This is a genomic window from Bradyrhizobium algeriense, from assembly GCF_003062295.1.
Classification (GTDB): Bacteria; Pseudomonadota; Alphaproteobacteria; order Rhizobiales; family Xanthobacteraceae; genus Bradyrhizobium; species Bradyrhizobium algeriense.
The window spans coordinates 1-19306 of the sequence record NZ_PYCN01000057.1; the positions used below are offsets into that span (position 1 = coordinate 1).

Genomic DNA, 19306 nt, shown 5'->3' on the forward strand with positions numbered 1-19306 from the left:
GCGCCGTGTGTTGCGTAGCGTAAGAGTTGAGTAGAGAGCGCCGGGGAGCCGGCGGACAAAGCCGATCGCCGTTAGTGAAACGACCGGCCAACATCCATCGGTCTCAACCGACTTTTGCAACAAAATCGGCACCTTTGAGACATGACGACCGGCCATTACGGCGTCCGCTTACAGGGGAAGAGCGGAAGTAGCCGGCCGAGAGCCAAAATGACGCGATTGACCCGGAACGGACGTGCTATCTGCGGATCTAACGATGCCCGTATTGCGCCACGATCGCATACCACAGGGCCATAGCTTCCGGCGATTTCGGATCGCCAACCGGCAACTTACGCACCGCCGTTTGTACCATGATCAGCTTCGACTCGGGGTCGACGAAGAGACCCTGTCCACTAATACCCAACAGAAGGAACATCCGCCGCTCTCCCGGCAGTAACCAGACCTGATAGCCGTACCCCCAGGACTGGGCAATCGTATTGCGTAGGTAACTATCCTGTGGCACCGCCGTCGCATCGAGAAGCCATTGCCGCGGAACAATCTGCTGGCCGTTCCAGGCGCCGTCATTTGCCAACATCAATCCGAGGCGCGCCCAGTCGCGTAGTGTGGCGATGAAGCAGCAGTAAGCCACTTCTTGCCCTGTTGGATCGATGGCCCAGGCGGCGTCGGACTCGGCACCGAGCTTTTGCCAGATCCGCGTCGAAAGATAGTCGGCAAGCGGCATGTGGACCGCACGGCTGACGACGAGGCCGAGCACCTCTGTTTCCGAACTGGCATAGGCGAAGCGTGTATTCGGTGGCGCATCGCGCGTGTTGATTTGGCGAAGCACGGCAATCGCACCGACCGGATTATTCCCCAGCAGCGCTTTATGAAAATTGATAATGTCGTCGTCTGGCTGATAGGTTTGTTCGCGAAACGCGACACCTGACGACATGCGGAGCAGCGCGCGCAACGGCGTGACACCGTATTCCGTCCCCGCCAACTCCGGCACATAAGTTGCCGCGGTATCGTCGATCGAGCGGATTGCTCCTTCCGAGGCCGCAATGCCGACCAGCAACGCCGTGATCGTCTTGGCCATGGAGTTCGAGAGCAAACGATCCCGATCGCTGCGGGCATAGCGATAGTGCTCGAACAGGATCGTATCACCGCGCGCGATTAGCAGGCCGGTCACAGGGTGCGTATCGAGATAGTCGCCGATCACCTTCTGCCGCCCGTCGTAATGATAGACTGGTACGATTTCTTCTGCCGTGCGCTTCAAAACCGATGGCGTCGCTGGTTTTGGAACGGTGCGCATCGGGTGCACCTTGTCGAAATGACGGTGGGTATTCAAAGGGGGGGACCGGATATCCCTTCGAAGCACCATATGCCTCCGCATCGGGACCGGTGTCGGAGAACACTGGACCCGACTCCGCGAAAACGACGCGTTCAAAAACGAGTATGGAAAGGAACGCGAGCAGCAAAAGACGGATCATGGTGCCCCCTAGCTAGGGTCCAGACTCAATTGATTAAAGCCAGAATGCCACGGCGGCAACGAGGCACAGGGCTGAGAAGTAGTTCCGAGCGAGTTTGTCGTAGCGCGTTGCGATGCGCCTGAAACCCAACCGCTTCGCCAATGGGGAGATGTTCTTTTCCGAGGGCCGTTAGCGTGCCTGCTCGCGGCGCCGGTGAAGCGTCCGAGACCGGTCGCGAGCCGCGGCTCGCACAACCGCGGGCCACCGATCATTTCGACCGCCATGGGGTCATCCGCGGTATCCAGCGCGGGACGGCGGCGCGGAACGCCTCGTACTCTCTCCCAAACGTCCGCTCGAGCGTGGGTTCTTCGTACGCCACGACGAAGACGTGGAAGGCGAGCCAGAGCAGCGCGCCGTAGACGATGAGGCGCCAATCGCCCATCAGCACCGCTTGACCCAGGATGATGGCAACGACCGCGACGTATATTGGATTACGCACATAACGGTAGAGACCAGTCACCACGAGATTCCGGGTCGGCGCGATGGGCGCGGGGGTGCCGAGACCCTGCAGCGCGAAACGCGCAAATGCGTCAACGAGCCCAGGCACGCCTGCGAGAATCATTATCGCGCCGATGCCGCGCGTCAGCTCCAGACCAAGGAACGGCGGCCGGAGTTGCCAACCCGTGATCGACCATGGAACGAGCCCCGCCAGCGTACATGGGGCGACCACGAAGAAAACCGCCGAGCCCAGGACGGCAATGGTTCGTTGCACGGCGGTTCCCGACACTCGCTGCGAGCTCATTCCAACCTCCCCTTCATGGTTTGCCGTCGTGCCCGACGACGAACGACTATCGCCCGGAAGCGCCCAATCGGGCCTGGCTTTCGAGCCACCACACGGCCAGTTCCCCCGAGCGCAGAATATGGTGTGTCATCACCTTGCGCGCCTCGATCGCATCATGTCGGCTGATCGCGCTCAGGATCGCCTCATGCTGAGACACATTTTCGCGCATGCGCCGTCCGTCCATCGTCAGGGCCGAGAGCATGATGTTTCTGGTGAAACCAAGATGCAAATCCTGGATCACCTGTTTCAGCCGTCTGTTTCCGCTGGCCTCAATGACGACACCATGGAATTCATCGTTCGATTCGACCCAGTTCGGAACGTCTTTAAGATGAGTTTTCGCGTTTGACTTCCGGGCCGCGATCAGCTTGTCCACGATTTCGGCAAATCTTTTCTGAGCGCGGCGCATGCGCTCAATCTGTTCGTCCGTAATCCATTCGACCGCCAACGATATGGCGAGCCCTTCGAGTTCGGCCCGAACCTGATAGGCATCTCGGATGTCACGCGCATTCGGTGCGAGCACGATTGCGCCCTGGTTCGGACGGTGTTGAATCACACCCTTCACCTCAAGCTGCCGCAACGCTTCGCGGATGGGGGTGCGGCTGACCGAAAATTCCTCGGCGAGCGCTTCCTGACGCAAGCGGCTTCCCGGCGGATACTCGCCCGCGACAATCTTTGCGGAAATACGGTCGGCAAGACTGCCGACGAGCTGTTCTGCTGATGTGTCCATGGACGCCGACAAGGTTGCGACTGACAGCAAGTCTGTATCGTCTGGCTGTTGGATACTCAAGTTTCGGATCCTCCGCATGTTCTCTTGTATCCATACTTGGGACCTTGGGACCCCTATATTAAATCCAAAATGATATTGATTGTATCCAATGTAGCTGCTATAGGATACTGCAACGGTCGTGGCACCACAAGGGCAGCGACGTCCGTGCCGGGGGCCCTTTTTAAAAGGAGAAGTCCCATGCTCCAGCAATCTTTGCTCGTCAGTTCGGTGATAGCCGCGTTACTCGGCGGCTTTGCCCATGCACAGCAAGCGCCAGTACAGCCATCGCCAGTACAGCCATCGCCGGTCAAACGGACGCCGCTCGGGAAGGTCGATGTGCCGGGTTCAAACTATGAAGTTGTGTTCGGCATCACCGAATTGGCTGGCGGCTTCAAGTCGGGACGACATTCTCATCCAGGCCCGTTGCTCGCCTACGTGACAGAAGGCGAATTCTGGTATCTCGTCGATGGCCAGCCCGAGAAGATTTACAAGGTCGGCGAGTCGTTCCAATTGCCTCATAGCGCGATCCACAACGAGGGCTCGGCGGGGAGCAATCCCGTCAAGGTGATGGTTGTCTTTATTGTCGAGAAGGGCAAGCCCCTGGTGCAGCCGGCACAGTAGGAGCGTGAGCCGTGGCAACGGGACCCCCGTCTGCCTGTGCGACCGTGGCATAGATGGCGAGCAGCAGCACGTCTCGTTCGAAAGGCGATTGTGGGCAAAGGGATCCGCATGTCAGCTGTTGGCCCTAACGCGAAGTCCGGCGTGGCCCTGGAGTCGTCTGCTTATGGCGGTAGACCGGAAGTGACTGGCCGAGTTTCAAAACGGCGCTTTTGACCCCATTCGGACATTCGCCAGCATTTCATGCTTCAACAGCGAGGGCGGTTTTCAGCCTCCTATCAGGCACTCGTCCGTCGGCTCGCAGCCTCGGCACCCGCATAGGCCCAAAATACACCAACGACCGGGATGAGTCCTGTGTTCCCGACTGTATGACTCGCTCAACCAGACTTCATGTCTTCGTCCAGCATCACCAGCACCCAGGCCAGAAGCAGAAGCAGAAGCATCGTGGCAATAACGGGGTGCCCCCCAAACATGAAGGCCACCCCAAAGCTTGCAATGATGAGTCCAACCAGTGTCACCCGGCTGTTTCCAAGTAGCATTCGTTCACATACTGCAACAGGAGGAAGACTATCGGGATGAAGAGAGTCTAATCAATAGAGCCTTACAGACCGCCATCAGTGATGTGGGCGCCAAGCAGCCGAGCAAGTAATCACGCACTGACCGAAGTCATCTACGGTTGCGACGGCGTCATCTGCGGCGGCATGCACTGAATACGCGCACGGGCGCTGAAGATCATCGCCTGTTTCGTCGTCATGCACAAACGCTCGGTAACGCCTGACCATAGCTAATGTCGGTTGTTGGCACGTTTGAGACCTGCCAACTGGCACTGAATACGTCCGGTTAGTGAGGAAGACCGGAAGTGTCCGGCCGACTGCCGAAAACGGCGCTTTTGACCCAAGCCGGACCATCTTCGCCGAACGCATCAGGTCGGTTACCAGATGGAAAGCGGACTTTCGGCCGAATGACCCAATCCTGCGGTTACTGCCGCGCGGCGTCGACAAAATCCGCCAACTACACCGGCAAGCGACCGGCAGCCGACCTGTAGACATCCTGCACGAACCGGCGCTGATTTGCAGCAACCCTGCGCTGATGCGGCAGCCACCTTTTACCTAATTCTGTGCGAAACTGCGTCAAGTCAGCGGGATAACCGTGCGGTACTTGCCGCCAAAAGACGGCTGCGGTGGTTCCGCGGCGCGCTCGATTGAGACATGACCGAGCCCATGCTCGGCGAGCAAACGGGCCAGCTCACCATGCACCGCTTGCCATACGCGCTCAGGATCAGCGCCTGCTGCGGGACGCAATCGCACGAGCAGACTCGTCGGAGTGCTTTGCACCACTTGCGACAACCCTACGCCCGGAATGTGATCCACCTCGAATGCCAGCGGCGGAATAGAAACTCGCTCGCCGGGCTCCGTTGAGAAAGTAAGCACGTCGGCACTGCGGCCCCGCACGCGGATCGCCGGCAGCGGGTTGCCGCAGAGACAGGGATCGGGGCGCAGTAAGATGCGGTCGCCCAGCTCATAACGGAGAATCGGCTGTATCCGATTGGCGAGGTTGCTAACAAGGACCGTATGTGATTCTTCGCCCGGCCGAATGGGGCGGTAGTCGGCATCGACTGGCTCGAGCACAACCCAGTCACTGTTGACGTGATGCCAGCCGCGCTCGCAGCCGATCGCCATGAAAAGACACTCTGTGGCCACATAAGCGGTTCGGACGTTGGCATGGAATGCTCGCGCGATCCGGTCGTATCCGTCCTCGGAAAGTCCTTCGGAAGTGGGGAGGACCAGCACGGGTTGAATCTGCAGGCGGCCGGCTTCCTGTTCCTCCGCAAGGAGGACCATCACGCTGGCGTAGCCGGCGAGGAGGACCGGGCGGAATTGGTTAAGTTCGGCAATCATATCCGGCAAGGGCATCTGCACAGGAAACGCCCGGATTGACCGCGCCAAGCGTCTCTTGCGGATCGCGGCAATGCCGGTCGCGCCGATAAAGTGGCCGCCGGTCGCCTGCACCAAGGCCATGCGCCCGCCACTGGCGAGGATGCCGAGGATGTCGGCAACGTTCAGCCAGCCCATCATCATCCGGAGAGAGAAGGCGAGGGTCACGGCCCAATTGCGTTGATCCAACAGAAATATGCCGGGGGCACCCGTGGTTCCCGATGTGGTGGCCACAGAGTACTTTCCGAGAAAGCGTTCGCCGACCAGGTCCGGACTATTGACGAACGCTCGCACCGTCTCGATGGTCACCTCACGGTCTGTGACCCATTCGTCGAAATGCAACATCAGCGTCTGCTTGCTGACGACTGGCAGCATTGCCGGATCTTGGACCCGCTGCGGAATGTGCTCGTAGAGCCCGTGATAGTAGGGCGAGTTGGCGCGGGCAAAGGCCACCATTTCGCTAAGACGGTCGCGCTGCCGCTGCGCGATTGCGGCCAGACCTTTCCTTCTGGCCCGGCGTGTATCGAGTAGTACTGACAAAATGCCTTCGCTCATCGTAGGCAATGATGTTCGAATGAACCAGCTGGCCGACAACGGCATCGTCCCACCGGCCAGCGTCCCTTGATTGCCGCAGATATACGCAAGAACCTGGCTCCGTTGAACTCACAGAATTTGACCGCCTTTCCAGGACAGGTGATCCTCCACCCCCCGGTGCCCGCAGACCGGCTTTGCTTGCTGATATCGTTGAGGATCTGATTGCGGATTGCAGCGTCGTTCCTCAATGACGTGGGCGCGAGCCGGTGAATGCTCGCCAGCGGCCGAACACCCGCCAACAAGGCTTTGCCGAATACCAGCGTAGAAAGGGGGCGGCGGGCTGACGAGGTAGCGCTGGAGCACGCCGAGATCGCGCTCCCAGATCGCCGTGATGCCATAGAAGATCACGACGAACAGGACGCTTCGCGCGAGGATGCCGGCGGACAGGAAATCAAGGTAGCGCAGGTTTCCGGGCGACACACCACGGACTTGTGCCATCACCTCGCCAAGAGCAGGAGCCACAGCACGGGCTGCACCGCAGGGTATTTCATTCGGCCGCACAGAAAAAAGAAGTTGCTTCCTGCTGCGCTAGGTTTAGTTAGCCTACCCTAGGGCTGCCGATTTGCGGCGATGGGTCTCAGGGAACGATCCGCTCCGCGCGGAACTCGCGCATGAGTCGCACGAACATCTCTTCGCTATCGACCACATCGTGGAAGCCGAAGTGGCGCGATTTAGTAACGTCGGACATCACGTCCCAGTCGCAACTGAAGACGTAATCGGCAAAGGGCCAGGCCACGAGCTCATCGTAGGCGTAGGGCTTCAGCCCATATTTCTCTGTCATGACGCGCCAGAGTGGTGCGTTGTCTACCATGTGTGCGGTAAGGCTTATCGTCTGCACGTCGCCGGCTGGCATATCGAAAGCGGCCGCGAGCTTCGGCCACAGATTCTTCCAGCGGAAATAGTCACCGTTGGTGATGTTGAAAGCTTCGAGCCCGCAGCGAAGCGTGCTCGCCGCCCAGAGCGACGCGTTGGCGAAGTGCGCGGATTCGGTGACCTGGTAGATCGATGTATAGGCGCCAGGCTTTCCCGGGAAACGCAGCGGCAACCCAAGCTCCTTGCTGATCGCGGCGTAGATCGCGATCGCCGGCGCCAGACTCATCGGCGTGCCCGGAGCAAAGCCGCATAAGGTCTGCGGCCGCAGCTCCACCCAGTCCCAGCGCTTGCCGCGCTGGAAGGCGGCGAGCCAGTCGATCTGCTCGAAATAATAGTTGGGACCCATGTGGCGCGGGTCACTCTCTCGTGCCGGTGTTTTGAATGGCCCGAGGTGTGAGCCATAGTATTTTGTGCCGGTGACCAGCACCACGCGGCGCAGCGCGGACGACGCGCTGTCGATCGCGGTCACGGCGTTGACCAGCATGTCGCGGTTTGGAGCGATGTTCGACGCATAGCCCGCGGCGGCGCCCGCCGCAGGCTGAAACGCCGCGTAGAAGACGTGCGTGGCTTCCGTCAGGCCGGCGAGCTTCGCCGCCGCGTCCTCACGGTCTAGTAGATCAACACTGATGTGGCGGTAGCGGGGCACGGCGTCGGCCGCGCGACGCGACAGACCGATGACGGACCAATCGTCCTGCCTGAGCAGCCGCTCGACGATGTAGCGTCCGATCACCCCGAGCGCTCCGACGACTACGGCCTCTTTTTGCTCACCCATGTGTGCCAGATTCCTTGCGACTACGATGGTAGCCGTGTCCAAGGCTCTTGTCGCCTGCATTGGGGACGCTGCCTGGCGGGCACCGGCGCGCTCGGGCCTGAATATCCCGGACAACCTCCTCGAGCTCGCCGACGAGGTGATCGAGTGAGCGGCTGATGTCCGAGTCTAGCCCATACCGACGAAAACCAGCGTTCGTCACATGTCGGCTGTTAGGGGTCGATCGGAAATTGCTGACATGCGGCTAAACCGACGCGAATGACCCAACTCGGACCTCCCCAGTTGACGCACGCTCATTGCAGCCGTGCAACGGGTCCCGCAAAATGCCGCTTGAGGCAATTTGGGCTCTCCTGCATTTGCCGCTCACGTCCTTTGACAAAGTGCTAAGCTCCTCCTTGTCCCAGCGGCGTGATTGGTCTGACCGTTCGGAGGGCGCTGTGACCGAGCAGCGGGTTCAAAGAAGACTAGCGGCGATCTTGGCTGCCGACGTGGTCGGTTACTCTGCGTTGATGCAACGCGCTGAGGAAGCCACCTACGCCGAGTTCGAGCGGCTGAAGCGCGAAGTAATCGAGCCTGGCCTCTACCGCCACGACGGGCGACTGATCAAGACCACGGGTGACGGCGCGTTGGCCGAGTTCGCAAGTCCGTCGGCTGCGGTGCGATGCGCGGTGGAGATACAGGAAAGCATCGCCTCAGGCCGAAGCTCCCTTAAGCTACGCATTGGGGTCAATCTCGGGGAGGTTATCGTCGGGGCTGACGGCGATCTATTTGGCGACGGGATCAACATTGCTGTCCGGCTGGAGGGGGCCGCCGATCCGGGCGGCATCTTGATTTCCGAGAAGGTGTACAGCGAGGTCGAGGGCAAGCTGGACGTTGACTTCGAGGACCGGGGCGAACAGCAGCTCAAGAACATCTCCAAGCCGGTCCGCGCTTTTGCTGTACGCGCGGGAGCGCACAGCGCGCTGATCGATCGGCTGAGTGCGGCCCCGGGTCTCCCGGACAAGCCCTCCATCGCCGTGCTGCCGTTCGAGAACATGAGCGGTGATCCCGAGCAAGAGTATTTTGCGGACGGCGTGGTCGAAGACATTATCACCGCCCTTTCGCGGTTTTCCTGGCTTATGGTCATCGCTCGCAATTCGACATTTACATATAAGAACAAAGCCACCGACGTGAAGCAGATTGGGCGCGAGCTGGGGGTGCGCTATGCCCTAGAGGGCAGCGTTCGCAAGGCTGCGGGTATGGTCCGGATCACGGGCCAGCTCATCGACTGCGCCACGGGCACGCACCTTTGGGCGGACCGGTTCGATGGTAGCCTCGAGAACGTGTTCAATCTTCAAGACCAGGTCACGGCGAATGTAGTCGGGGCCATCCAGCCGCGCCTTCGAAAAGCAGAGATCGAGCGTGCAAATCGCAAGCCGACGGAAAACCTGGACGCCTATGATTACTTTCTGCGCGGGCTTTCCCGATTTCACTTGCATACGCGCCAGGGAAACGAAGATGCCCTGAAGCTTTTCATGAAGGTGGTCGATCTCGATCCGAATTACGCGGCGGCTTATGGGATGGCCGCTTACTGTCGCCATCGACGGCGCGTGTGGGGATGGACCGATGATCGGACCGGAGACCTGCATGAGCTGGCACATCTCACCCGACAGGCAGCGCAGCTCGGCAAAGATGATCCGGTGGCACTTTCTACAGCTGGATGGGCAACTGCCTTCGATCTTCGGGATCCCCAACTCGGCGCGGCGCTGATTGATCGGGCGCTGGACATCAACCCCAACGAAGCGATGGCGTGGTGGATGAGTGCATTTGCACGCGTTTGGCTCGGTGAACCTGAGCTGGCAATCGCGCACGCACAACGCGCCGTGCGTCTCAGTCCGCGCGATCCGCTGATCCACCAGATGTACACGGCCATTGGCAACGCGCATTTTGTGTCCGGGAGATACGAGGAAGCCGCGGCGTCCGCGCTGGCTGCGTTGCAGGTTGATCCCGATTATCAGCCTGGCCTGCGCCTGGGAGCGGCAGCCTGCGGAAAGCTTGGCCGGATTGGGGAAGCGAATAGGATGATCTTCCATCTCCGAGAGTTGTTCCCGGATATCACTCTGTCGGCCCTCAAAGACCTGTTGCCGTACAGGTCGGACCACCTCGCTGCTCACTTGGACGGACTGCGCAAGGCAGGACTGCCGGAGTGATCGGCGTTCTCCATCGGCGTGAATGACCCGTCAGAATTTGTGGCCTGATGTCTGTTCATGGCACGTTTGAGACATGCCGACCGGCCGTGACGGTGTCCGCTTCCGGGGGAAGACCGGAAGTCAGCGACGGAGGGCCAAACCGACGCGATTGACCCGTTTCGGACATGCGCATAGCCGGACATCGGCCCACAATCCTGCTATATAGGCATACCCCTTCCCCGAGAATGGGGGTGCATCTTGAGCAGCGAGCACGTAGAGCGGCGACTGGCAGCTATTCTGGCGGCGGATGTCGCGGGCTCTTGCCGCTTGATGGGGATCGACGAAGAAGGCACGCTGGAGCGGCTGAAAGCTCTTAGAAAGACGCTTTTCGATCCCAAAGTCGTTGAACGTCACGGACGTATCGTCAAGAATACGGGGGACGGCGCCCTCGTTGAGTTCGCCAGCGTGGTCGACGCCGTGCGATGTGCCGACGAAATTCAACGCAGTGTGGCCGAACAAAATATCGATGTGCCGGCGGACAAGCGGATCGAACTCCGCATCGGCATTCACGTCGGTGATATTATCATCGAAGAGGACGATATCTTTGGTGATGGGGTCAACATTGCGGTACGTCTCGAAGGGATCGCAGAACCGGGCGGCGTCTGCATCTCCGACGACGCTCACCGGCAAATTCGCGGCAAGGTCGATATCGCCTTTGACGATATGGGCTCGCAAAGCTTGAAAAACATCGCTGATCCGATGCGGGCTTGGCGCGTGCGACTAGATAACAACGCTCGCGCGACAGAGCCGGCAAAGCCTGCGATCGAGACGGCTCAACCTCTCGCTCTCCCTGACAAACCCTCCATTGCTGTTCTGCCATTCACCAACATGAGCGGTGATCCGGAACAGGACTACTTTGCTGATGGAATGGTCGATGACATCATCACGGCGCTATCTCATTTCAAGGCGCTGTTCGTCATCGCCCGCAACTCGAGTTTCACATACAAGGGGCGCGCCGTCGATGTGAAGCAGGTCGGGCGCGAGCTTGGGGTGCGCTACGTGCTGGAAGGCAGCGTCCGGAAAGCCGCCAACCGAGTGCGCATCACGGGACAGCTCGTCGATACCGCCACTGGGGCACATCTTTGGGCAGAGCGGTTTGATGGTGGGCTCGGCGACACCTTCGATCTGCAGGACCAGGTGACTGAGAGCGTTGTCGGGGCGATCGCGCCAGCGGTGGAAAAGGCCGAGATCGAGCGTGCCAAGCGCAAGCCGACCGAGAGTCTCGACGCCTATGCCCTCTATTTACGTGGTTTGGCCAGGCTTTATCAGTTTGCTAGCCGGCAAGCGAACACCGAGGCGTTGCGCCTGTTCAACAGCGCGATCGAGCTCGATCCAGAATTTGCATCCGCCTACGCTCGCGCCGCCTCGTGCTACGCCTATGGCAAGGGCAGTGGTTGGTTTTCAGACACAGCGAACGAGATTGCCGAAGTGACCAGGCTCGCCCGGCGGGCGGTTGAGTTGGGTAAGGATGACGCGATCGCGCTCGCCGCCGGCGGGTGGGCGTTAGCGTTTGTTGTTCGCGATCTCGGGGTAGGCGCCGCCTTGATCGATCGTGCGCTGGGGCTCAATTCCAATTTGGCCGAGGCATGGTTTTACGGCGGCTGGGTAAAAAACTTTCTCGGCGAGCCGGAACCGGCGATTGAGCGCTTCGCGCGTGCCATGCGCCTGAGCCCACTTGATCCGCGGGTAACAAGAATGCGAAGCGGGACCGCGCATGCACATTTCTTCCTGGGCCGCTATGACGAAGCGGCATCGTGGGCGACAATGGCATTGCAGGACGATCCGGACTTTCAACCTGGATTACGCATCGATGCCGCAAGCAACGCAATGGCCGGACGGCCGGAGCAAGCACATAAGGCAGTGGCTCGGCTGCGGCAACTCGATCCCGCGCAACGTGTTTCCAGTCTCAAAGCCTTGCTGGGGCCTTATCGGCGTGCCGAAGATCTCGCGCGATACCAAGAAGGATTGCGGCAAGCCGGGCTGCCCGAATGACCATCGCAGCCAAGTGCTCTTCCATGGCGAGGAGGTGATCGAATGAATGCGACTTCCGCTAATGGCACGTTTGAGACCTGCCGACGTACCCTGCGAATGTCCGCTGATTGGGGTGGATCGGAAGTGGCTAGCCAACCGTCAAAACTACGCGATTGACCCACAACGGAACTACTCAATCCATAGGCTGCGGACCGGCGTATCCTTCTACTATCGAGAGGTCCATTATCGACTTGCCCTGCCTCAGCGCCATGGCTTTAGCATACTCCGGCGACCGGTAGCATTCGAGCGCCGCTTGATATGTTGGAAACTCAATTACGACAGTGCGTGATCTTGGCTTACCTTCGGGGGCTTCATAGGGCCCACCACGTGTCAGAAAGCGGCCCCCGTATTTTCGGAATGCCTTGGCGTTCTCTGTGACGTAAGCCTTGTAGCCCTCAGGGTCGTGTACATCCGCGAACGCCACCCAGTATCCTTTAGCCATTGCCGTACTCCTTCTGTTGTTACGATAGCGGAGAAACGGCGGTAAAGATATGACGTGACAGATCGAACTGGCGATTTCCGGTCATCGTGGGAAAGCGGACGCAGCGGCGCGTTTGACCCTTCTCGGACGTTCGGGGGCCTTGTCTCCCGTGGCTTTGTCCGCTTCAATTGCCCGTGGCGCAAAGGCGCGGCCTGAACGTGTGGAGGGTAACCGAATGAACCGATCCACTGCCATCAATGCCACCGATGCGATAAGCACCTATATCTTCGCTAAAGACAGCAACCGTCCTGAATTGATGAAGCACGCCTTCGCGGGAGACTGCGAACTGGAAATGGCCGTAAAAACCGACGCCATCTCGTTTCCAAGCTCGGCAAGGGGGCTACGGCAAATTACCGAGGTATTGGTCACAAACTTCGGTGACCAGTACGAGAATGTGCGCACATTTTGCCTCTCGCGTCCCAATATAGATTACCTACCGCATTTCCGTTGCGATTGGCTGCTCGGGCTGTCGGCAAGGCAAGGCGGCGCAGTTCGTGTTGGATGCGGACATTATAGCTGGCATTTCGGTTCGGACGATGATGGGCGCGTGAAGAAGCTCGTGATCGACATCGAAGTTATGTGCGTGCTTCCGGTCGAGGAGTCGGAACCAATCATGCAATGGCTCGCGGCTTTGCCCTATCCTTGGTGCTCGGACATCCAAGCCTGCGAGAGTATTCCAGCTATTGAGGCCTTGCGACCAATCGACCGTTTCCTCAGGCGGATGGAAGAGAACAAAGCGGCCATCGTTTGAGGATGACGAGCACTAACATCTTGGGTCCGGAATTGGCACCGAAAAAGGCCGAGGCCCGGCAGCGCGTAGGAGAATGGCCTCCCTCGTTCAGGGCTGCGCGGAGATCTACCGCCACGTTACGCGCCAGGTAAGAAGGAATAAGAGAAATGCGTGCCGCGTTCTACGAAGCCAACGGCCCCGCGCGCGTCGTGTTGCGCGTGGGCGAAATCGAAACCCCCAATCTAGGTGCCGGCGAGGTGCGCGTGCGTCTGCACACGTCCGGCGTCGATCCTTCCGACGTAAAAAGCCGCGGACTGCGCAAGCTGGCGTTTCCGCGTGTGATCCCCCACAGCGATGGTGCGGGTGTGATCGAGGCGGTAGGTGCCGGCGTTTCGGAGTCACGTGTAGGCGAACGGGTATGGGTTTGGAATGGGCAGTGGCAGCGCCCGTTCGGCACGGCTGCAGAATTCATCGTATTGCCAGCCGAACAAGCGGTGCGTTTGCCCGACAATGTAAGTTTCGAGCAAGGAGCCACGCTCGGAATTCCCGCCATGACGGCCTTTCACGCCGTTGAGTTAGCTTGTGCGAACAGCAACACGACCGTGTTGGTTTCAGGCGGTGCCGGATCGGTAAGTCAGTTTGCGATCCAGCTCGCCAAAGCTCGAGGCGCGACCGTCATCACAACAATTTCGTCGCCGGACAAGGCCACAGCTGCCGGCCAAGCCGGCGCCGATCATTGCATCGACTACAAGCGCGAGGATGTTGGAGAGCTTGTTGCCGAGATCACTGGCAAACGCGGCGTCGATGCCATCATCGAAATGGACCTGTCCGCCAATGCAAAATTGATTCCGGCTGTGCTGCGGCCGAAAGGTAGCGTCATCGTTTACGGCACGGGTGCCGAGGCGACCGTTCCCGCTTTCTTCTGCCTCACGAACTCGGTGTTGCTGCAATTCTTCCTAGTTTATCAGCTCGATCCCCTACAGCGTGATCGTGCAGTGACTGGCATCACCCGGGCGCTCGAACTAGGCAAGATCGCGAGTCGCATAGGGCCAACATTCTCGCTTACGGAAACCGCCGCCGCGCACGAGGCCGTCGAGCAAGGAACGATCGGCAACGTCATCGTCAAAATGGCTTAAGGCGAGAAGGTTCAGCAAGGAAATGTTGTCACTGGTCACGAAGCATCATTGCTCAATGGCTGGCCTATTGCCGAGTTGTGATGACGTGACCGTACCGCGGGTCTCACCCTTCTTCGATAGTGAGAAGGTCTAGCTCCGCAAGGCCAGATCGGCACGTCTGTGTTTGCCACCTTTGAGACATGCCCGCCTATCCTGAGAATGTCCGTTCACCGGGGTAGAGCGGAAGTCGCCGTGATCCGGCCAATTACGCGACCAAGACCCTTAGCGGACACGGCACTGGGTTGAGCCGGAGGCTATTGGCCGCTTTCCCTTGCGGCGCAACGCCACTAGGATTTCCAGTCACACCAGCCGAAGCCGAGCGTGGGAGTGCAGGAATGCCCTATAGCCTGAGGCGGGAGGTGGAGAAGATCGGCTCCGCATACGCGGAGAGCTTCAATAGATAGGATGCGGCAGGGATTGCTGCGCTTTACGCGGACGGCGGGGTCCACATCAGCCCAGCAGGACCACGAACCGATATTGAAGAGTTCTATCGAGGCTCGTTCAAGGCTGGATTGAATTACCTGGAGATAAGCGTGGATGATGTTTGGCCTGTCGGAGCCGAAACCGCGGTTGCAATTGGCCAATTCCGGACCACTGGCAAAAACCAGAACGGAAGAGTCATCGAGATTAGCGGCTACAGCACCGCGACTTACGTGCGCGCGGACGGAAAATGGAAAGTTCGGATGATGTCGACCATTCCAAAAACGCCAGCAAAGTAGACGTGCAATCCCGTTCGATTACTACCCGCGGCACCGCCGCGCAGATGCCGAAGTCTTTGAAGACCGCTAAGTGCCAATTCTGCCGTACTCGAAGGGCATTGGGTTTGAGCAGGTAGGTGACTAGAATTCAGTTGCGGACTGACGGTTGTGTCGTGCTCGCGCGTGATCCGCGAGACGCAATGACGAGGGAGCGCCATGGATCTTAAGCTCAGAGGCCGCAGGGCCATTGTCACGGGCGGGAGCAAGGGAATTGGGCGATCGATAGCCGAACTGCTGGCGGATGAGGGCTGTCATGTTTCGATCTGCGCGCGCAACGAGGCCGAGGTTGCGACGGCGGTGGAGGCGCTTAAGGGCAAGGGCGTTTCGGCCATGGGGGAAGCGCTCGACGTGCGCGATAGGGCCTCGCTCGAAGGTTGGATCCAGCGCTCGGGCGAACGGCTCGGCGGCCTTGACATTGCGGTGGCCAACGTCAGCGCGCTCGACATGGACCGCGCTGAGAGCGCGTGGAAAAACACGTTTGAGATCGACATGATGCACACAGTACGGACGGTTGAGGCGGCGTTGCGGTGGATCGAAAAGTCGGATGCCGGATCGATCGTCGTGATCTCATCGGTCTCAGGTTTCGAGTTCGATCCGGCCAGCCCGGCTTACGGTACGTTCAAGGCGGCGCTTATACACTACGCTTCACGCATGGCGAGCACGCTGGCCGGCAAGCACATTCGCGTAAACACAGTGTCACCCGGCAACGTCTATTTCGAGGGTGGCGTGTGGCACAGGATCGAGCGGAACATGCCCGACCGCTTCAAGACCGCCCTATCCAAGAACCCGTGGGGCCGCTTGGCCAAGCCCGAGGAGGTGGCCAACGCCGCCGTGTTTCTTGCTAGCCCCCGCGCGAGCTTCATCACAGGGGCGCACTTAGTGGTGGATGGGGCGTTGACAAATCGGGTGCAGTATTAAGCGTAATGCGCAGACCACTGATTTCCTGCGCCCCAGGCGCACCACTCCGATGTCGGTTCCGGGTCATGGGACTAAACCGCTCGCCCGAGCAGTACCCTACCGCGCGAGCAGTTTAGTCCAATGGCCCCTTCGCGTCGTTCGCTGCGCTGCACGCCAATAACCGCAATTGAGGGCGAACCGGACTTCAATAATCGCGAAACTGATGCGAATGACCCAAATGCGACATAGATGCTGTGGCGCCCAACATCACGTCAGGTCACTCGGTATCCGGCGGGTGGCCTCTTTATCCGGCAGAATTACTGTCTCAATTTCCAATCGGCCGTGTCGTCGGACTGAGCGCAGCGAAATCCGGGCTGCTTGCTAACTGATCTCTATGCGATATCTTTCCGTGTGTTCCGCAGCGTTAACGGATCCTCTCACCCGAGCGAGCGGAGTGACGCACGATGGAAACGGGTGACATTCTCCGGCGCGAAATCAAGGCGCTGGCATTCGATCAATACGGCACCATCGTTGACATGCAGAGGGGGCTTACGGAGGTCGTCACGCCCTTCTTGAAAGAGAAGGGCTGGGGTGGAAAGCCGAACAGTTTCGTTACCTGGTGGCGCCGCACGCACTTCGAGAACTCGATGATCGACGCGCTATGCGATCGCGGGCATACGCCGTACCGGGAGATCGGACATCGCGCTGTCTCATTCGTTATGGACCGCTGCGGCATCACCTACACTCAGGAGGAGGTGACTTGGCTCGTGAGCGAGATCGAGAAACTTAAGCCATTTCCAGATGTCGTAGCCGCTCTCGAAAAGCTTCAATTCAAGGGATACAAGCTCGCGATTCTATCGAATGGTGACCGCGACATGCTGAAGGCGGCCGGACCTCACATCGGTTTTTCGTTCGATCACGTCATTTCGGTGCAGGAGGCTGGTTATTTCAAGCCACACTGGAAGGCCTATGCAAAAGCCGAGGAGATCATTGGTTACGACCGCTCTAACATTCTGTTCGTTGCTAACCACGCGTTCGACTGTATTGGCGCAAAATCGTACGGCATGCGGACCGTGTTTATCGACCGACGGAAGCGGCCATTCGGCCAGACACCGCACCAATCTGATCTTATTTTAGCGAATTTCGCCGAGCTAGCCGCCACGCTCACGTAAGGGGCAGGCCATGCGACCTCTCGAAGGCGTCCGTATCCTTGACCTCACAAGAGTGGTTTCGGGGCCGTACTGTACCATGCTGCTCGGTGATCTCGGGGCAGAGGTAATTAAGGTTGAGCGCCCTCGTGAAGGCGACGATACCCGCGCCTTCGCACCGCCTTTTCAGGGGGACCAAGCGGCCTACTTTCTCTCTGTCAACCGCAACAAAAAGAGCATTACACTCGATATGAAGAACGAACGTGGCAAGGAGGTTCTCTGGCGGCTCGTGGACGTATCAGATGTGCTGGTTGAGAACTTTCGGCCCGCTGCGATGGAACGGTTGGGCTTCGGTTACGAGGCAGTTAGGGCTCGACGCCCGTCGATGATCTATTGCTCCATCTCGGACTTTGGCGATACCGGACCCCAGAAGGATCGAGCCGGCTATGATGTGATCGTCCAGGGCGAGGCCGGCATTATGGATCTGACCGGGCCGCGTGACGGACCACCACACAAGGTCGGCACCTCCATCGCTGATCTCGTTTCCGGGCTCACCGCAGCGCAAGGCATCCTAGCGGCCCTCTATGCTGCTAAGATCGACGGGCGCGGGCAGCGGGTGCATGTCTCGATGTACGAGGCGGTTGCAGCCCTTCTGACTTTCAATGCGAGCATTTATTTCGCAACGGGCAATTCGCCCAGGCGTCGGGGCAATGAACATGCCACCATAGTCCCTTACGAGACTTTCGAGGTCTCCGATGGCTGGATCAATATCGGCGTCGCGAATGACGACTTATGGCGTCGTTTCTGTGCCGCGGCAGGCATGGAAGGGCTAAGGGACGACCCACGATACGCAAGTGCGCCCGACCGAGTGCGGAACCGGGATACGTTGGTCCCGCTCGTACAGGCCGTGATCAAGCAACGTTCACGAAACGACTGGCTCAAGCGGTTTGATGACAGCGGCGTGCCCTGCGGAGCCATTCGCACAGTCGCAGAGGTCTGCGATGGCGAGATCTTGAAGGCACGCGGCATGATTGCCGAGATGCCGCACTCGAGTGCCGGCACCGTGAAGGGAGTTAAGAGCGTCATCCATCTGAGCGAGACAGCCCTCGATACCTACAGTGCCCCTCCAAGGCTCGGAGAGCACACGCGCGAAGTGCTCACCAAGCTTCTCGGCTATACCAGCGAAGACGTGCTCCTGTTGGGACGCGAGGGAGTAATTTAGCGCTGATGAGCCGACCGCTGATTGCGCCGAATGTCGGCTCATGGCACAAATGCGAAGCGCCGATCGCATCGAGCAATGTCCGAGTTTGGAGGCGAAGCGGAGAACATCTGCTTGCACAGAGTATTTCGCATTTTGACCCGAATGTATGGTCCGGCCGCGCGTTGCAAGAGGTTTCGTCAACCTGGCAGATGCGGTCCTGCATCAATGTATCCGGCCTCTGATTGGAGCGTGTGGTGCTCCGGGCCATCATGGATATCAGCGCGCACGCGAGCTGGTTAGCGGACAGGCCTCGAATGGGCCATTTGGGTCACCAGTGTTCGCATGCGCCGGGAAGACCGATCCTCCATCGTGGTCTCATCCTCTCGCAGACCTCGGCGGGTAAGGGGTGTTGTTGGTTACGTCATCGATAGCGCCTCGCTTCGCCCTGTTCCTTTGTTCGTGCCTGGCGGTCGTTCCTTCGTCCCGGCCTGCGCGCGCAGACGCGCCGCGCGCAAGGGCCGTCAAGGCCGGCCGTCGTGCTGTCCTGACGTCTTGCGCTACCGCTGCCAGGCTGCGCCTTGACGGCCCCGAGCACGGCGCGAGGATCAGGCAGGTCGGGACGCCGTCTCCGCCGTCTTGACGTATTCGAAGGCGCGTCCCTTGTTGAGAACCGCCCAGGCGATCCGGGCCAGCTTGTTGGCGAGCGCAATCGCCAGCACGTTGTGGTGCAATCGTTTCTTGGCGGCTTCGATCCAAGATTTGAGGCCATAGCGCTCCCAACACTTGACCTTGACCAGCACGACCCACGCGGCTTGCA

General features: G+C 59.5%; 17 protein-coding genes and 2 pseudogenes. 9 read left to right on the top strand and 10 right to left on the bottom strand.

All coding sequences use genetic code 11. The annotated features are described in order from the left end of the window. Window positions 1–247 precede the first annotated feature (247 nt). The 4 genes and pseudogenes from C7G61_RS39985 to C7G61_RS40000 form a co-directional block, all read right to left on the bottom strand. Window positions 248–1288, bottom strand: coding sequence for a serine hydrolase domain-containing protein (locus C7G61_RS39985; protein ID WP_190242219.1), 1041 nt, complete (start codon window positions 1286–1288; stop codon window positions 248–250). Between the two features lie 211 nt (window positions 1289–1499). Next, window positions 1500–1589 (bottom strand): annotated as a pseudogene (locus tag C7G61_RS39990) (IS5/IS1182 family transposase); the annotation flags it as partial. A 124-nt stretch (window positions 1590–1713) separates the two neighbouring features. Then, complete coding sequence (locus C7G61_RS39995; protein WP_108523079.1) at window positions 1714–2247, bottom strand: methyltransferase family protein; 534 nt, start codon at window positions 2245–2247, stop codon at window positions 1714–1716. A gap of 46 nt (window positions 2248–2293) precedes the next feature. Then, entirely contained in the window at window positions 2294–3073 is a 780-nt protein-coding gene (locus C7G61_RS40000) for a GntR family transcriptional regulator (RefSeq protein WP_190242220.1), read from the bottom strand. 177 nt (window positions 3074–3250) lie between these two features. On the opposite strand from C7G61_RS40000, the gene C7G61_RS40005 reads away from it, so the two are divergent. Further along, the gene (locus C7G61_RS40005) at window positions 3251–3673 is read left to right on the top strand and encodes a cupin domain-containing protein (protein ID WP_190242221.1); all 423 of its coding nucleotides are present in this window, start codon (window positions 3251–3253) and stop codon (window positions 3671–3673) included. Between the two features lie 374 nt (window positions 3674–4047). Here the strand turns inward: C7G61_RS40005 and C7G61_RS45300 are convergent, their stop codons facing one another. The 4 genes from C7G61_RS45300 to C7G61_RS40020 form a co-directional block, all read right to left on the bottom strand. Then, on the bottom strand, window positions 4048–4188 hold the full coding sequence (locus C7G61_RS45300) for a hypothetical protein (RefSeq protein ID WP_190242222.1): 141 nt from the start codon (window positions 4186–4188) through the stop codon (window positions 4048–4050). 612 nt (window positions 4189–4800) lie between these two features. Continuing rightward, a complete protein-coding gene (locus tag C7G61_RS40010) occupies window positions 4801–6159 on the bottom strand; it encodes a phenylacetate--CoA ligase family protein (protein WP_108523082.1) in 1359 nt (452 codons plus the stop codon). A 108-nt stretch (window positions 6160–6267) separates the two neighbouring features. Next, window positions 6268–6636 carry an ABC transporter permease gene (locus C7G61_RS40015; protein ID WP_108523083.1) on the bottom strand — a complete coding sequence of 123 codons (369 nt, stop codon included), beginning with the start codon at window positions 6634–6636 and terminating at the stop codon, window positions 6268–6270. 139 nt (window positions 6637–6775) lie between these two features. Beyond that, window positions 6776–7843, bottom strand: a complete 1068-nt coding sequence (locus C7G61_RS40020; RefSeq protein ID WP_108523084.1) for an SDR family oxidoreductase — start codon at window positions 7841–7843, stop codon at window positions 6776–6778. Window positions 7844–8277: 434 nt separating this feature from the next. Here C7G61_RS40020 and C7G61_RS40025 point away from each other — a divergent pair, with 434 nt between their 5' ends. Next, window positions 8278–10029 carry an adenylate/guanylate cyclase domain-containing protein gene (locus C7G61_RS40025; RefSeq protein WP_108523091.1) on the top strand — a complete coding sequence of 584 codons (1752 nt, stop codon included), beginning with the start codon at window positions 8278–8280 and terminating at the stop codon, window positions 10027–10029. Window positions 10030–10266: 237 nt separating this feature from the next. Then, window positions 10267–12060, top strand: a complete 1794-nt coding sequence (locus tag C7G61_RS40030; protein ID WP_274542313.1) for an adenylate/guanylate cyclase domain-containing protein — start codon at window positions 10267–10269, stop codon at window positions 12058–12060. A 172-nt stretch (window positions 12061–12232) separates the two neighbouring features. Here the strand turns inward: C7G61_RS40030 and C7G61_RS40035 are convergent, their stop codons facing one another. Next, window positions 12233–12541 carry a DUF1330 domain-containing protein gene (locus tag C7G61_RS40035; protein WP_108523085.1) on the bottom strand — a complete coding sequence of 103 codons (309 nt, stop codon included), beginning with the start codon at window positions 12539–12541 and terminating at the stop codon, window positions 12233–12235. A gap of 214 nt (window positions 12542–12755) precedes the next feature. Between C7G61_RS40035 and C7G61_RS40040 the strand changes: the two genes are divergently transcribed. The 6 genes from C7G61_RS40040 to C7G61_RS40065 all read left to right on the top strand — a co-directional run bounded on the left by C7G61_RS40040 (window position 12756) and on the right by C7G61_RS40065 (window position 18510). Then, window positions 12756–13331 (top strand): hypothetical protein, encoded by a 576-nt coding sequence (locus tag C7G61_RS40040; protein WP_108523086.1) that lies wholly within the window; start codon window positions 12756–12758, stop codon window positions 13329–13331. A gap of 146 nt (window positions 13332–13477) precedes the next feature. Then, the gene (locus tag C7G61_RS40045; protein ID WP_108523087.1) at window positions 13478–14446 is read left to right on the top strand and encodes an NADPH:quinone reductase; all 969 of its coding nucleotides are present in this window, start codon (window positions 13478–13480) and stop codon (window positions 14444–14446) included. Window positions 14447–14901: 455 nt separating this feature from the next. Further along, the gene (locus tag C7G61_RS40050; protein WP_274542314.1) at window positions 14902–15204 is read left to right on the top strand and encodes a YybH family protein; all 303 of its coding nucleotides are present in this window, start codon (window positions 14902–14904) and stop codon (window positions 15202–15204) included. 195 nt (window positions 15205–15399) lie between these two features. After that, window positions 15400–16161 carry an SDR family NAD(P)-dependent oxidoreductase gene (locus C7G61_RS40055; RefSeq protein WP_108523088.1) on the top strand — a complete coding sequence of 254 codons (762 nt, stop codon included), beginning with the start codon at window positions 15400–15402 and terminating at the stop codon, window positions 16159–16161. A 443-nt stretch (window positions 16162–16604) separates the two neighbouring features. Further along, window positions 16605–17312, top strand: a complete 708-nt coding sequence (locus C7G61_RS40060; protein WP_108523089.1) for a haloacid dehalogenase type II — start codon at window positions 16605–16607, stop codon at window positions 17310–17312. A gap of 10 nt (window positions 17313–17322) precedes the next feature. After that, the gene (locus C7G61_RS40065) at window positions 17323–18510 is read left to right on the top strand and encodes a CaiB/BaiF CoA transferase family protein (RefSeq protein WP_108523090.1); all 1188 of its coding nucleotides are present in this window, start codon (window positions 17323–17325) and stop codon (window positions 18508–18510) included. Window positions 18511–19094: 584 nt separating this feature from the next. Here the strand turns inward: C7G61_RS40065 and C7G61_RS40070 are convergent. Continuing rightward, window positions 19095–19306, bottom strand: a pseudogene (locus C7G61_RS40070) (IS110 family transposase); the annotation flags it as partial.